Below are 17,161 nucleotides of genomic sequence, written 5' to 3' on the forward strand. Positions count from 1 at the left end.
TTACAGGCGGCTGTAACGGCGGCGGCGGTTGTAGAAGAGGCCCAGGAGTCCAAACATCAGGAACAGCATCCGGGAAGGCTCAGGCACCACAACGATGACGCCGTAGGTGCTGAAGGCGCTGACATCCCATGCCAGTCCTGCACCAAGCGCTGCAAGATCGAGATCGCCGGCAATGACACTGGTGCTTGCATCGTAGGTGTTGAAAGCCCCGACACTGAAGCCACCGCTCAGGTTGGCACCGCTCCAGTCAATCAGGTTGAAGACCTGGCCTTGCTGCGCTGAAACACTGCCGACCGAGTTCACCACGATGGCTCCCTGACCCCAGGCGGCGCCTGCACGGTTGCCAACACTCAGAGTGCTGTTAGTGCCGCTGAGATTAATGAAGTCATGATTCGTGGAGGATGTCGGTGCCCCCTTGGTGTAGATGTCTGCACCTGATCCCAAAGCGTCGAAGTAGTCCTTGGCGTTGGTGTAGGTGGTGGCACCGATGTTGAAGGTGTAGCTGTAGTCTGTCACCGCAGCGGTGGTCGGAGTGGTGATGCCCAGCTGAATCTGCGAACCGGTGGCCACCGTCAGTGCTGTGTTATCAGCCGTGATCGTCAGAGTGCCCTTGTCTGCATTCAAGGAGGTGACTCCAGGAGTGAGAATGCCCACGCTGTTCACTCCACCCACCGTCACCGCACCAGCGATGACGCCGGTGGTGGTGCCGTCGCCAGCACCTGCAAGAACTGCCGCGTTGGTCAGCGAACCACCGCTTTCACCCACAATCACCGACCCGGCTCCCGTCAGACTGCCTGTGACACGCAGCTCACCGTTGGAGACCGCAGTGCCGCCGGAGTAGCTGTTGCCAGTCGTGGACAATGTGGTGACACCCGTGCCGGTCTGGGCGAATCCACCCGCACCCGTGATGGTGCTGGCGCTGAAATCAGTGCCCTGTGCGACGGCATTGCTGCGATTGACTGCAAAGACCGCACCTGTGCCGACACTAACCGTGCTGTTAATGTCCAGTGCGCCGGTCGTGCCGCCGTTGCCGAGCTGCAAGGTGCCTCCCGAAACCGTTGTTGTGCCAGTATAGGTGTTAGCCGTGGCGGCAGCGAGGATCACCGTGCCGGCACCGACCTTGGTCAGGTTCATGCCAGAGCCAGAGATCACGTCGCTGATTGTCAGAACGTCCGTGGCGTTGGTGGCTCCAATGGAGCTGCTGCTTTGCAGGACGACCGATCCACCCGTTACGGCAGACACTCCGGTGCCGGTGAGTGCGCCATTTCCACCTACCCCGGTGCCGTTCAAATTCACCGGTGTTTCAGCCACCGTCACACCACTGATGTTGAGCGTAGCCCCGCTGGCGACCGTGACGCCACCCGCCACCGTTCCAAGACCTGTGGCATTGGAGACAATCACCGTGCCGCCGTTGATGCTGGTGGCACCAGTGTAGGTGTTGGCGTTGGCGAGGGTCAGTGTGCCCGAGTCGTTCTTGGTCAGAGTGCCGGCACCCGTGCCAATGATCCCGTTGATCACCGTGTTTCCGGCACCTGATACTGTCAGGCCGAAAGCACCACTGATGCCGCCATTGATGCTCAGGGTTCCTGCGTCCGACTGGATGGTCGAGGCGCTGCCGAGGGCGACGGTGCCATTGTAGATGTTGTCACCGCTAAGGTTGCGGAGGGCACCACTGTTCGAGGCACCCGTTCCATTGATGGTCAGCGCCTCACCGACGATGTTGATGCCGCCCTGGAGTTCCAGAGAAGCTCCACTGGAGACCGTGGTGGCTCCTGCCGTCGTGCCCAGCGCCAGATTGTTGGCGGCACTCAGCACACCAGCGCTGACAGTGGTCACACCGGTGTAGGTGTTGATTCCGCCGAGAACCAAGGTGCCGGCACCTGCCTTCGTGATGGCCGTGCCGCTCACACCACCATTGAGGGCAAGCGCGTTGGACGAGTTGACCGTGATGGTGGCGGTGGCGGCGCTGAGGGCCACGTTGCTGTTGATCGTCGCGGCGCTGGATCCTGCGTCCGTGGTGATGCCGTTGGCAATGGTCAGGGTGTAACCACCGTCGCTGTTCAGCACCACCGCACTGCCGGTGCTTTGTGCGTTCACCGTGAGGCTCTTGATGCTCATGTTGGCGCCCAGAACCATGTTGCTCTGGTTCGAGTTAACGGTGGCGGAGAGGAACACATCCGTGCTGACGTTAGGAACGAGTCCCGTGGCGGTGCCGGCCAGATCTGTCGCCCAGTTGCTGGCCGTGGAGCCATTGGAAACCGCCCAGACATTGGCCGCACCGCTGTAGCCACCCGTCCAGTAGGCCGCCGTGAGCGCTGTCGTCGGTGCAGTGTTGAAATACACCAGCGTGTCCGTGGCAGTGATGCTGGTGACCTTGAAATTGGTGACGTTGTAAAGGTTGCCCACGGTATAAGTTCCTGAACTAGTTCCTGAACTGCTGGTGCCGTTCACAAGGCCGCCGGAAGCAGCAGCGAGGATCGTGGAGGTGGCCCCCGGCGTCTGCCCGCTGAGGAAGTAGGCGTCCACGGTGACATTGCCGGTCACATACGCCATCGCTCCGGCATTCAGCAGAATGCTGCTGCCGATGGTTCCCACTTCGACACCCAGGCGGCTGCCCCCTGCGAGATTGAGGATGGTGCCGGTATAAGGCGCCAGTGTCAGCACACCGCCAGTGGTGCCGGTCAGCAGGTTGAAGGTGGCTCCGCTGGCAACTGTAAGCGAAGAGGTGCCGGAAATGCCATCAATGACGCCAGCAGTGACATGACTGACTTCCAGAACACCGCCATTCACCGTGGTGTCACCATTGTAGGTGTTTAGGTTGGTGAAGATGAGCTTCTTGGTGCCACTCTTGACGACGTTGATGTTGTTCTGGACGACACCGCTGTAGGAACTGTCCGTCGTCGGAGTGACGGTGAGGGTCTTCATGACCGTGGCACTGTTGGTGATGAAACCGCTGGAACTGCTGAAAGCCGCACCCGTGATCACCGAGGAGTTGAGATTGCCGATGGAGGCGTTGAACCCGCCAAGATCAAGGACACCGCGGCTGGAGGTGGTGACGTTGGTGCCGGTGGGCAGGGCGGCGGCCGAAGCGAGCCGGAGGGTGCCGTTGGCGATGTTGGTGCCACCATTGTAGGTGTTCGTGCCCGAGAGGATGACGGTGTCAATGCTCTGCTTGGTCAGACTGCCTGCGCCACTGATGTTACCCTTGATTTCAAGAATCGCGCCACGGGCGGTATCGGTCAGCTCGCTGCTGTTGTTGGTGTCGGAGCCGACGCCAGTGGTCAGGGTGGTCGTGCGTCCGTTGTCAGTGCCGTTCGGGCCATCGGTGAAGGCGTTCTGGCCGACGAAGGAGTTGCCCAGCAGGCTGATGCTCACACCGGCTCCCAAGGTGCGGAAGACCGTGCCAGAGTTGCCGCTGGAGACGTCATCCGTGCGGAGGAAGCCTTCAATGGCACCACCGTTGATCAGAATGGTGGCCACCGTGGTGTTCTGGTCGGCGTTCACCTGGAGCGAGCCGGCGCCGAGGTTGATGGTGCCGCTGCGGGCATTGTCCACGCTCCAGCGTTCGATGGAGCCGGCCTCATAGTTGATCGAGCCGGCGGTGGCTACGGCGGCGGTAGCCTTGGTGAAGCCGGTGGTCAGGATGTCCAGCACACCGTAGCGCTTGACCGTGATGCTCGTGGAGGCGTTGGCGAAGGCGTTGGCGTTGGTCACGCCGATGGCACCTTCCTCGATGCTCACATTGCCCGTGAAGCTGGTGCTGTTGTTGCCGCCGACCCAGAGGTAACCGTTGCCCCACTTGATGAGGTCACGGCTGCCGTTGAGGCCCAGGACGTTCAGGCCGGAACCCGTGGCACCAGAGGTGATCTGGTTGTTCACAGCACCCGCGTTGATGTCGAGGATTGAGTTACCCGCGCCGGTGAGGAAAAGCGTTCCTGCATTCAACACGGAACGGGTGTTGCCGGTTTGCACACGGAGGCGGGCCGGTGAGAGACCGGTCGTGTCTGTCGAGAAGGACTCAAGGTCACTAATGCCCACGACACTGTCAGTCAGGTTCGGCGTCGACACGATGATCGAGTTGTCCACCGAGATGATGCGGCCCATCGTGTATTGTCCGTTGAGCGAGTTGCCGGGCTGCGCCAGCAGGTTCAGCGTGGTCCCGGAGGCCGTGTTCGCGCTGCTGGAGTTGAGGGTGATCGTGCCGCCGTCACCGGATGCGCCGAAGGTGTTCAGAGTCAGTGCACCGCCGTTGACCGTCCAGTTGCCAGAGAAGCCCGTGCCGTTGGCGGCTGCGGTCTGATCCTTTCCAATCACAAGCGCACCAGCACCGAATTTGACGATGCTGCCCGCGTAGATGTCACCTGTGAGTGTGGTCGTGCCAGGATTGAAGATGATGCCTTCCTTGGTTCCGGTGGTTCCGAACCTCAGGTTGGTGGCGATGGTGGTCGTGCCCGTGCTGATGAGGCCGCCACGGTCTGCATCCGTAGCGCCGTCGGCGAAGGTAATGGTGTTGTATTGACCCACACCGCTGTTGATCCCGAAAGCGGTGCGCAATGCATAGACCGTTTGATCTTGCGTCAGCGTCACGACAGCGGTGGTGATGTCCACCACGCTGCTGGCATTGGTGTTGGTGCTGAAGACACCACCGGCGAAGATGTTGCTGTAGGCCACCTGATTGGTGGTGGGGGTCAGCGTGCTCTGCACGGACTGGAAGCCGGTCGTCGAGTTATAGCTCAGGAAGGTGTTGTTCGTCGCATCAATGTAATAAGCAGGCAGGATCCCGTTGGCCGCAAAGCCCGGGGTCACATTGCGGTTCACCGTGCCCGAAAGCGTCGGAGGCGTGGTGTTCCATGCCGTCACAAACAAACGTTCGGTTTCATCGTTCCCAGTGTTGAGCCCAAGGAAGTTTCCATTGGGCACGATGGAGAGGGTACTTCCCACGCCAGCGCGATTCAGGCTGGCCACGGTCAATTGTGCCACACCGTTGGTGATCCGACGGTCAATACGGATCGAGGAGCCTCTGGAATAGTTGATGGCTCCCACGGTTTCCGTGCTCGTGACGGCAGCGTCGTTGCGGGCACGGAAGTAAAGCTGTCCGCCATTGAGGTTGATGGCCGTGTTGTCATCCCAGCGATCCGTCAGGTTGGTGGCATCGTTGTCGAGCCAGAGCACGGAACCGGGGTGGAGGTTGACGGCGTAGGCGTTGGCCGTTCCGTTCACGTTGCGCAGAGTGGCGCTGCCGTAAACCTGCAGGGTGCCAAAAATGTCCACCGCCCCGCCCACACCCAGAGGTCCTGCGGTCGCCGTGGCGTTCTGCCGGATGACCATGGAGGAGCTGCGGCTGATGATCGTGCCACCGGTGTAAGTGAAGAGATCCTGGCTGTCGATGCCGCCGTTCACATTGGCCGCCTGACCACCCACGAGGAGTTTCGTGCCACCAGAATCCACGAGCACGCCCAACAACCCTGCGGCAGTGGAGTCGAGTGTCAGGGTCTGGCCATTGCCGCCAATTCGGTAGATGTTTCCGGCTCCCACACCAAGTGCGGTGCCAGTGTAGCTGCGGGCCGCACCCGTCGCCGCGAAGTAGAATTTGCCGTTGCCGATGGTGGCAAGATTGAAGTTGTTGGCGTTGTTCACGTCCAGCCCGATCACGCCTTCAGAATCAGCACTGATGGCGTTCTGGAGGTAGGATTGGCTCAGGGCGGCGTTGGCAAAACGCAGGACAGCCAGTTGCACTCCGGATCCCAGCACTTGCAGCTGACCCGTGCCAAAATTGATGTTGGCAAGGTTGGTCAGATACATGTTGCCGGTCGGATTGATCCGGATCGTGCTGCCGCGGAGCATGGCGCTCAGGTTCAGGAACGTGCCGTTCTCGCTGTTGACGTCACCAAAGCGCAGCAGACCGCCGTTGACCACAATGCCGAGGCCGTTTGCCCCCACCGTGCCGGCGTAGAGACCACCAAAGGTGCTCGCGGCGCTGTTGAGCCAGAGGTCGCTGCCGCCGCCCTTGATGATGGCCTGGCCAATGCTGCCTGGAGCTGAACCTGCACCGTCATTGATGACACCGTTCAGAAGAAGCGGTGCGCTGCTGACATTGAGCGTCGGCGTCCCGGTCAGATTGGTAAGGCCGTTGATTTCCAAGCCGTAAGTGTTGCCGCCAGTCACCGTCAGCGTGGAGCTGCCGATGGTGAGATCCTTGAAGGCAAGGAGTTTGTTCGCCGCAGTGCTGGCGATGTTTCTGTTCACATCGATCGTGCTGCTGCCGTTGATGATCAGGTTGTTGCCTGCGGCGTTGTTGCCAATGACGTAGCGCTCACGGGTGGTGGTGTTCGCTCCGTCGATCCGCAGATTAAGGATGCCAGAATACAGGGTCACATCACCTGCACCGATACCGCCATTGTTGATGCCGCTGAAGAGCGCGGCGAAGTTGGCCGGCGTGCCCGTGGTGGTGCCGCGCACCGTGATCGAACCCTGCACGTTCTGCAGGCCACCAGTGAAGGTGTTGATGCCGTTGTTGAATGCGGTGAAGCCGTTGCCGAGTTCGAGGGTGCCGCCGCCGGTGTGGACCAAAGTCGCACCACCGGTGACCTGACCATAGACGGTGAGGGTCGGCTGATTGGTGAAGAGGTAGTTATAAGCCGGTGCGCCTTCCATGGTGGCGGCGCTCAATGCGAGCGGTCCGTTCACCTGGAGGTTGACGTTGTTGCCGGCGTTGTTGAACAGCAAGGTCTGGCCTTGCTCACCAGGAGAGCCACCGAAGCGGATACCACCGGTCAGGATGCTCAGCGCATTTGCAGCACCTGCGGCGCGGTCGTTGTTGATCACGGCGTAAGGATTGCCTTCACCGATCACCAGACCGAGGTTGAACACCGTGTTGGCAGCATCAGCACGGAGCTGGAGCTGGCCGCCGTGGTTATTGATCACCACGAGGCCGTTGGTCCCGGCGTTCATCTGCGAGAGGGTGGCCGTGCCGCCGAGGTTGGCCTGCACCGTCGCGGACCGGAAGGCAATGCTGCCCTGATTCACGATCCAGTTGCCGCTGAAGCTGGCCTGCGGGGAGTCGATGACCAAGGTGCCGCCCCCCTGCTTGACAACGTTGCTGGCGTTCGTGATCTGACCCGTGGTCGTAGGCGACAATCCCGGCAGGGTGCTGGATTTCGTCTGGGTCGTGATCGTGCCGATCGTGACGGTGTTCTGGTTGTAAATGTTGAACTCCTTCAGGCCGCTGCCCGCGACCCCGACTTCAATGCCGGTGAAGATCTGGACTGCCGCATTGGGGTTGATAAAGCCACCGCTCTGGAGGCGGATGCGGTCCGTGGCGGCTGCATTGTTGTTGTTGCCGAAGGTGATGCCCGTGTCAAAGCGGCCGGCATAGACATCCAGGCCGATGCCAAGGCCCTCTGCGTTGAAGACAAGAACCGCCGTGTTGAGGAGGAAGCGGTCATTGGCACCGATGAGCTGCCCGGCGGCGGCGATGTTGCCACCGGCCGAAGTGCGGTCGAAGCCTGCGTTCACGAAACCATTATCCGCCGTGTAGGTGAGGAATTGCGCATCCGTGGCGTTGACGATCCAAGGAGCCACCATGCCATTGGTGACGCCGCCGAGGGCGACGAGGCCATTGGCCCCGATGCCGCTGAAGAGCTTTACGCGCTCATCGCTGCCGAGGACGCCGCCGTTGGCCGGGTTGATCTGAAGCGAGGCCGCGTTGCCGGCAATGGCAAGTCCGTTGTTCGTCTGCGTGAGACGGGTGATGTCAGCGCCGGCTCCGCCACCGATGATGAGGTTCACGGTGCGGTCGATCAAGTCGCGCTGAACGGCGAGCTGGCCGAACTTGCCCACGGTCACGTCACCCACGGTTTCCGTGACTTCGATGTCGCGGTTGCCAATGAGGCGGATCGTGGAGTTGTTGAGGTCGACGGCCTGAGTGTCGAGCCAGCGGCCCTGGCCGCCGTAACCTTCGAGCTTGGTGGTGGCGAGCAGGCCGGTGGAGTAGTCGAAGCGCACTTCCGAGGTGTTGCGCAGAGTGACCGGGGCCAGCATGGCTGTGCCAGCCGCATTGAGGAAGGTACCGCCCAGGCCACCGGCCGTCAGGATGCCCCAGGTGTCAAAACTGCTCGTCGTCAGGCTGCCGCGGAATTCCAGCGTGCTGGCGCGGTTCACCAACGTGCTGCCGGTGTAGTTGTTTGCGGTCATGAGGATCGCAGTGCCACGACCGTTGCTAGCGGTGATATTGTCCCCGTTCAGACCGCTGTGAGGCAGGCCCACGATGAGAGCCGTGCCCGCTCCCGTGAGCACGTTGCTGTTGGCCATGTCACTGGAGACATAGAGAATGCTGCCACCCGCACCGAGGCGGTAGGTGTTGCCCGCGCCGACTCCAAGGGTGGCGGCGTTGTAGCTGCCGTTCAGACCCACACCGTTCTGAGTGCTGCCGAGGAAGGCGGTGCCGTCGCCGATCATCGCGAGGTTGATCGTCTGCGTATAGACCGTGTTCAGTGCAATGATGGCCGAACCGGCGTTCTTGCCGCCACCGTTGAGCCCATTGCCGCCGGCCAGGCCAAAGTAGGAGGTGTTCTGCGGGCCACCAAGGTTGCCGATGAGGAGTTTGAAGTCGGAGAGCGGTGCATTGGCCGCCATGCGGAGGATGCCGTAGTTCGCCATGGCATTGCTGCGCAGGTCGATGCTGCCGGCTCCGACGGCGATGTTGCTGGTGCTGTTGTATTGAATGGCGGAGCCCGGCTGGATGAGGGTGTTGCCGGCTCCCAGGTTGGAAGTGGCCACGAGTCCTGCGATGCCGGGGGTGTCGCTCAGGGTGATCACATTGCCTTCGAAGGTGCCGAAGAATGTGGTGCCGCCATTGCTCACGTAGCCGCCCTTGAAGGTGGCGCTGTTGTCGCTGTTGATGAACAGACCGCCACCGCCGCCCTTCAAAAGGGTGCCGTTGCCGCTTACCGGTCCATTGATGGTGACGTTGCCGTTGCCGCCTGTGCGGCTGTTGTTGGTGATCTCGGCATCCTTGATAAAGCTCAGGCCGGTGAAGCTGTACGAGAGCTGCTGGTTGTCCGCAACGTTGTTGAGGGTCAGGAGAGGAGAGCCCAAAGGTCCGCCGAAGGCCAGCGTGCCGAACTGAACAGTCTTGTTCGAAGCGGAAGATGCCCGGGTCAGATTCAGAGCCGTCCCGCCGCTGCCGATGTAGCTGCCGCCGCCGAGCGTGGCGGTCGAACCGATGGTCAGGTTGTTGTTCGCAAAGGTGGTCAGCACCTGCATGTTGGCGGTGTTGTCACCTTCATGGCTGATGACAAGCGTCGCTCCATTCAGGGTGATCGGAGCGCTGGCTCCAAGCGGATTGGAGGCCCCGTTGGAGAGGCGGACTTCCGTCGTGCCAGCCATGAGTTTCCAAGCGCCCACCGCATTAGCACCGGCACCGCTGTCGCCATTGGTCAGGAAGAGGGTCTGACCGCCGATTTTCACCAGAGTCTTGCCCGCAGCCGCGATCTGCCCGCTGATCACGCCATTCGCAGCCGTGTTGAGGGTCGTTTCACCGGCCGCATTGACAGCGAGAATGCCGTTGATCTGGACGTTCGTGGAATTGCCAGTCCAGCTCAGGGCCGCAGCGTTCAGCGTCACGTTGTTGATCAACGACCAAGCCACGGGAGCGACACCCACCGAGAGCGTGGAAGTCGTATTGGCGTAGGTCGAGCCGTTGCCGAAGCTGTTGAACTGGTCGACGATGATGTTGTAGCCGCTGCCGGAGCCAAACTGAATGGTGGCAATGTTGTCCGTGACTTCGCCCGCCGCGTAGCCAGCCGCTGATGTGGCTGCGAGGTCAAGAATCCCACCCTTGAGGGTGATGGGACCGGTCCCGAGCGCAAGGGTGTTGCGCACGGCAAGTGTGCCGGTGCTGACCGGGGCGACGACGTTCGCGCTGGTGACACGCCCCGCATTGATGATCGTACCACCGGTGTAGGTGTTGGCCAGCGGAGCTCCATCCGCGATGGGGGCCTGATTGAGGGTCAGCGTGCCGTTCCCTGACTTGGTGAGGCCGACGTTGCCATCAATCGTTCCAAGATAGGTGGTGCTCTGACCGATGCCGGTGTTCACCGTCAGGGTGGAGGAGGAGCCCGTGTTCGTCACCCGTCCGACGCCGGACAGACCGCCGATGGTGACGTTCTGACCGTTGAGATCAAGGCCATTGGCGCTGCTGTTAATGACAAGGTTGACCAGACCGCTGGAAGGCACCGCGCTGGCGCTGGCAAACTGCAAGGTGCCTTCCTGCACAGTCAGGTTGCGCAGGCCGGTGGTCTGCGGAGCCATGATGTTGCCGGTGCCAGAGAGCAGCAGGGTGCCCGCGCCGGCCTTGGTGAAGTCGGTGGCTTCAAAGTTGCCGGAGATGACGGAGGCGCTGGTCTGACCGCCGCTGATAAATACGAGAGCTTCCGTTGGCGTCGCACCCGTGCCGAATCGCAGGTTGCTGCTGATAGTCTGGCCGGCGGACGTCACTGCGCCGCCGTTCATGATCAGGCCCGCACCCGCAATGCGGAGCAGCGAGGAGCCACCACCAGCGGCGATGTTGCTGTTCGTACGCAGGTCCAGCACATCGATGGTGCTGTTGTCCACGATTTGGTCGCTGGTGATGTCGGCCAGCGAGGTCGCGGCCGAGGCACTCAACACACCCACCGTGGTGGCATTGTTCAGGAGGAAGCCGTTGATGGCATCGTAGCGCAGGAAGTTCAGTGAGTTGGTGTCCGCACCCGTCGAGGAACGACCGACGATGGAAGGTGTGGCAAGGATGAATCCACCGCCGCTTGCCGTATTGGCCGGCGCAGAATTCGTCACCTTGAAGAACTCATTCACTCCGAGATCCGCAGCCAGGTCGGAAGAGATGATCGTCATCATGCCGTTGGTGCCGCGGGTCAGCGCCGTCGCCGTCAGCGCGGAAGTCACACCGGTTCCCTTGGTCAACTGGACGCGGCCTGCGTTGTAGGTCATCGAGGTCACCGTGAGGGCCTGGTTGACGACACCGAACGTCAGCGCATCAGACGCCGCCACAATCCCCGCCGTCGGAGCACTCAGGGTGAGGACGTTGCCATTGACCGCTGTGACCAGCGTTCCCGCCGTGATATTGGCGGGATTAGTGGAATCAGCGATGGTCATGCCAGGGACGATGCCCGCAGCGTTGCTGACTGTGAGGATGTAGCTGACCGCCGTCTGTGCGCTTGCGGTGACACCCACTGGGGCTGTCCCCACCGTGCCCTGAAGCTGCAGGGTGCCGTCGGTAAGGGTGATCGCGCCTGTGCCGAACGGCGTGCCGCTCGTCATCTGAGTCATCACGGTTCCGCTGCTGCCGATGCCGCCGATGGTCAGGCTGTTGTTGGCATTCACGGTCGAATTGAGCACCAGAGTGCCGCCGCCGAGCTTGGTCAGGCCGAAGGCACCGGTGATGGGCAGCGGCACTCCGAAAGTGGACCCAGTTGAAACGCCAATCGCACTGGCCGCAGTCTGGATCAGCTGATGGGAGGTGGTGAAGGAACCGCCCACGGAGAGCACACCGCCGCGCAGACGCACGTCCGTAGGCAGGCCGGCCACAGTGTGAGCGGTGGAGGTACCGACAGCGATCGGCGTGGTATCACCCAGGTTGATGTCGGCGGTCACCCGCAGCATGCCCGCATCAATAAACCATGAAGTGCCATAGTTGGCGTCCGCAGTGGTCTTGTTGTAGGCCGCATTGTTGCCCGTGATCACCAAAATGCCGGGGCCTTGCTTGAGCAGGTTGCTGCCCCCTGCGCCGCTTGCCGTGAAACCAGCATCAAATTGGATCGCCCCCTGCGTGGTGTTCACCACGAAGTTGCGGTTGCGCAGCGTCGCGTCGGAATTGAGGTTCCACGTCGACGCCGTGTTGATGAAGGTCAGGTTGCCGCGGCCTTCAAAGGTCATCGAGAGCGTGGCGGCGGTGCTGAGCGTGCCGAGAGCGTTCGGGACGATCCGGTCTGCGCCATTCGAGCCAATGAAGGTGCCGCCGTTGTTATTGCCTGAGCCGAAAGTGAGCGTGCCGGCACCGAAGGGACCGCTGATGATGGTCAGCGCATTCGGCGCACCCGAGTAGTAGGAATTGGCACCGACCACCACGCGGGCGTTGTTCAGAGTCGTGTTGCCCGTGTAGGTGTTCTGCGAGTAACCGTTTGGATCCGCTCCGATGAAGACCACGCCGTTGCCCAATTGTCCGGTGGTCGCGGTGCTGCCGATGAGGATGCTGTGCAGGTTGCCGTTGCTGGAAATCGGTCCAAGCAGTTCAAGGCGGCCACTGGTGATGGCGAAGAGGGTCAGGGTGCGGTCCGCGCTCCCGGAGACGATGCCGATGCCCCCGGTGATCTTCGACCCGTAGAGCGAGTTGCTGAAGATCGACATGTTCGACCCGGCATTCGGGTTGCTGATGATGATGTCGCGACCAAAAGTGATCTGCCCGGAAAGGCCCAGGGCGGCGAAGGTGGTCGCAGCGACGGAGCCCGCGGCGACATTGGTGATGAACAGCGGCGAGTCGGTGTTGCCGAGGGCGCCAGCGACGTTCGGCAGCACGTCTGTGCCGACATAGAGGATGCCCGCCTGGGCCTGGTTGCCGTTGACAGAGGTGCCCGTCAGCGTCGTCGTGCCAGTGTAGGTGTTCATGCCATTGAGCACCAGGTTGCTGGTGCCGCTCTTGATCAGGTTGCCGTCCACGCCGCTGATCACGCCGAGGATGCTCAATTCCGCCGTGTTTTCAATCGTGCGGGTGCCTCCCACGCCAGCCGGCGTGAGGTTGACGTTGCCGCGCAGCACGAAGTTCGTGCCGGCCGAGCGGAAGTCAGCCACCAGATCCACGTTGTTGAGAAGGCTGATGCCACCAGCACTCACTGCACCCGTCTGTCCCTGGCCAATGTTAAAACCGCCGTCCGTGGTGTTGTTGATGATCAGCTTGCCGCTGCCCAGGGCGAAGTTGTTGCCGATGTTCAGCGTCGAGCTGCGGTTGGCCCAGGTGTCGCCGGTGTAGTTGTTCCGGGTGTTGAGCGTGATGTTGGTGTTGCCGTTGATGACGGGCTGGTTGGCATAGGCGTTGCCCGCCACCATGGCCCCGATCTGGACAGAGTTGGAACCCGTGAGGACGTTTTCAAACGCGTTCACACCGATCTGCATGGTTCCCTGGTTGCCGCCGCCGCCGAAGCGATAGACGCCGTCCGTGGAGGCACCCAGCGTCGGGGCAAAGTAGTATTGGTTGATCGCGCCGCTGGTCGAGGTGCCGAGCCAGAGATGTTCCACCGCCCCACTCTGATTGAGAGCGGTTTCCATCGCGCCGATGTCGAGCGCTCCATACTGCACACCGTTGTCGAGGGAAATGACGCCGAGGCTGGAGCCCGTGGTGCTGAACTGCACTTTGCCGTCGGCCGCAGGACCGGTGGTCAGCACAGCAAGGATGTTGGCCTGGGTCAGCGCGGTGCCGTTGTTGTTGTTGCCAAAGGCGATGCCGCCAAAGGCCCAGTCATCGCTGACAGCGGTGACTTTCTGGAAGGCGATGTTGCCGATGTCCGCAAGGCGGAGCTGTGCTCCAGCGAGGATGTTAATGTCACCCACACCAAACACGCCCGTGGTCGCGGTGCCTGCGGTGAGCGAGGTGGAACCCACAATGCTGGTCGCGGTGTTCTGGGTGCTGGCCCAGATTTCCAGCCCGATCTGGCCGTTCGTGCCGAAGGTGTTGGCTCCGTTGGCGAGGAAGAGGCCGCCGTTGCCATACTTGACCAGCTTGCCATTCGCGCCGCCCACCACCAGGCCTTCAAGGATGCTCTGATTGGCTGCACCAAAGGAGGAACCGATGAAGTTGCTGTTGGCTCCCAATGTCGTGGTGCCGGTGACTGTGATGCCGTTCTGCGAGAAGTTCAGGTAGATCGGTGAATTGGCCCCGAGATCGGCAATCGTCAGGTTGTTGATCCGCTGCATGGTCCCCTGGTTGTTGCTGGTGATGCTCGCATCACCATTGACGAAAACGTTGCTGCCAAGGTTGCCGGTGAGACGCACGCCGCTCGGGAGGTTGGAGTCACGCCCGGCGTCGTTGGAGAGCAGGCTGTCGATGACCAGACTGCCGGAGTTGATGATGATGTCCTGGCCGTTGGTCGTGCTGGCGATGGCCACGCCGGAATTCGAAACCGGGTTCTGCAGCAGCAGGGTGCCTTCGTTCAGCGTGATCGTGCCAGTCAGACCTGGGTTGCTGGAGGAAATCGTCAGTTGGTTCGGGCCGAACTTGGTCAGGCCGTTGCTGCCGGTGATCTGCGCATTGATCACGCTGGTGGCCACACCAACATAGATGACGGCTTCGTTGGCTCCAAAGGCCAGGGTCATCGGCAGGGTGATGGGTCCATTGGTCGTGCCAGCGGTCTGGACGGGGTTGATGGTGCCGCCCGTCAGCAGCAGGCCGCCGCCGAGGTTGCCCGCACCGCTGTCAAACGTGATGGTGTTGAAGGCAGCCGTCGGGGTGATGTTGAAGCCGCTGCGAAGAGCATAGACAGTCGAATTGGCCGACAAGGTGGCCGCCGCACGCACATCCAAGGTGGTGCCGGCACCAAGCGCGCCGATCGTACCACCCGTGCTGACCGAGCTGTAACCCAGCTGGCCGGCACCCAGAGTGGCGGCACCAGGGATCATCAGAGTCTGGAAGCCTGTCGTGGCCGCCGTTGGATTGTATCCCACGTAGGAGTTGCTGGTCCGATCCACGATCCACACCGGGGCAATGCCACCGTTGATGACACCCGTTCCGTTGGCCGTTGTCCCAGCGACTGCGACACCAGACGTGACGAGCAGCCGGTCATACGAGGTTGGCGCAATCCCGCTGGTGATCACCCCGCTGCCAGCAACTGCAGCAGCACTGATGGTGATGGTGGTGCCGTTGGTGATGGCCGTGATCGTGGCGTTCGCAGGAATCCCGGCGCCAGAAATCGCCTGACCAACCAACATTCCCGCCGTCGAAGCGACGGTAACTGTCGTGCTGGCGGTGGTGGTGCCGGTCGTCGCCACGTAGTTTGGAATCCCAAGGGTGCCCACACCAGAGGTCGCAAGACCAAGAGTTCCATTCGAGCCACGGGTCAGACCTGCGGTTTCCAAAGTGGTGGAGCCTGAGCCGGCCGGCCGAACCACCGTAACGGTGGATCCTTTGTTCACTCCAAAGGTGCCAACGAGTTCGTAGGACTGGGCATTGGCCACGCCATCGAAACGGAAAGTGCCGCCGTTCAGGTCCTGTCCTGTGGCATCCGCCCAGCGGCCCTGGCCGTTGGGTTCGCGACCGAGCTGGTCGAAGATGCGGATCTGACCGCCGGGACGAAGGGTGATCAGGTTGTTGTTGAAGCCGGTGGTCGGGTTGTAGAACGACGACGCGCTCGCGATCCCTGTGACCGGCGCGACGACCTGGATGGTGCCATAGACTTCAACGCTGCCCGTTCCGAGCGGGGTCCGCCCCAACGCACCGACTTCGATCGATACGGCCGAACCCTTGCTGATGGTGGTGCCGCCGCTGAAGTCATTGGAGTTGCGGATGGAAAGCGTGCCGCCACCGTTCGTGATGGCGCTGCCTTGGAGATTGCTCAACTGGGAGCCGACGATGAGGCGGGCGGTGCCAGTCAGCACATTGTCCGCGCCGGAGAGGGCCAGCGTGCCGCCGTTGTTTCCACCCAGGCGATAAGTGTTGTCCGCGCCGACGCCCAGTGTCGGAGCCATGTATTCGACGACGGTATTGTTGAAGTAACCACCGAGGAAAAGACGTCCATTGCCGATGTCTGACAAATTAAGCGCCGTGGTGAACGTAGGAACCGCGAGTTGGAGGGCGGCGCCGAAGCCACCTTGCTGCTTGATCTGCGCGTTCAAGCCCGTGCCGGGGTTGTAGTCGCTGTCGAGCACGATGGCCGGCAGGCTGTTGACATTGCTGTTGAGCAGCAAGCCATTGAGGGCAACACCACCAAAGCTGCCGTTGCCGGCGATGCGCAGAGCCGCGCCCGGATTGACATTGATCAGCGCATCGCTGCCCGTGCCGCCCAGCGGCGTGCCTGTGGTCCCGGTAATCTGAAGTGCACCAGCCAGCACATTGGTCCCGCCGGTGTAGGTGTTGGCCGTGCCGGAGATCCGCAGCGTGCCGTAGCCGGTGGTGGCGCCGCCGTATTTGTTGAAGGTGCCTGCGCCGACGATCGGCCCGGCCAGTTCAAGAAAAGTCGTGCCGCCTGTGGAGGTGTTGATGTTGGAAGAAGAGCCTCCAATGGTCGTCGTGCCGGCCACCCGCAGGGAGTAGCTGTTGCCGCCGGTCAGGGTCAGGGTCGCAGCGCTGAGGTCGAGGTCGCCAATCTGGATTTGGTTGCCCGTGTTCGCGCTCACCCGGTCCACATTGATCGTGGCAAACCCGGCCGCCACAACGTTGATGCCGTTGGTGTTCGGATTGCCAAAGATGATGGTGCCGTTCGGGCCGCCACCATTGCTGTTGAGCGCCAGAATGCCGCCGTTCACAGTCACCGTGCCTGGGGTGCTGTAGTTGGTGCCGCCCACGACGAGCGGATCCGCACCGCCAAGACCGAACGGATCCTGCACCGTCAGCTGACCTTGGTTGATTCTCACACCACCCGTGAAGCTGTTCTGACCTGCATAAGTGAAGGTGCTGGTGATCGTGCCAAGGGTCAGTGTGCTCGAACCATTCTTCACCAGCCTCGTCGTCTTAGTCCCCGCGCCAAGTGCATCGACAATGTTGCCGGTAAAGGTCGTGTTATTGATGCTGTTGACGACCAGCACGCCATTGGACGTGGTCGATTGGTTGCCCACTGTGCCTCCAGTGCCGGACAGTCCCGCTGTCACCACTCGGATGCCGTTGAGGTCGAGGTTGCCAATGTCGTTGAGCACCAGTCCCCCGGTAAGCGAAGGAAGGGAATCCGCGTTGGCAATGGTCAGGAAACCCTCGTTGACCGTGATGTTGCCAAAGATGTTGTTGACGCCAGACAGGATCAGGTCTCCCGCCCCGCCGATGGTCAAGTTCTTCGCCGTGATGTTGCCGCTGATCGTGGCCGCATTGGTGCCAAGGTAACCACCACTGACGTAGATGATGCCTTCTCCCGCGTTCACGCCGCCCGTGGCGCCAAAGGGGTTGATGAAGATGTTGGAACTGATGTTC

At 61.6% G+C, this 17,161-nt stretch carries 1 protein-coding gene (running past one end of the window); it reads right to left on the reverse strand.

Features of this window, described 5'->3' with window-relative positions; translation table 11 throughout:
* Window positions 1–17,161, reverse strand: partial view of a beta strand repeat-containing protein gene (locus WAW39_RS19165; RefSeq protein WP_422320773.1) — the 3' end only. 17,483 nt of this gene lie beyond the right edge of the window; only the last 17,161 of its 34,644 coding nucleotides appear in the window; the start codon falls outside the window, past its right edge; its stop codon occupies window positions 1–3.

The sequence above is a fragment of the Prosthecobacter sp. genome (genome assembly GCF_049294395.1).
GTDB lineage: Bacteria > Verrucomicrobiota > Verrucomicrobiia > Verrucomicrobiales > Verrucomicrobiaceae > Prosthecobacter.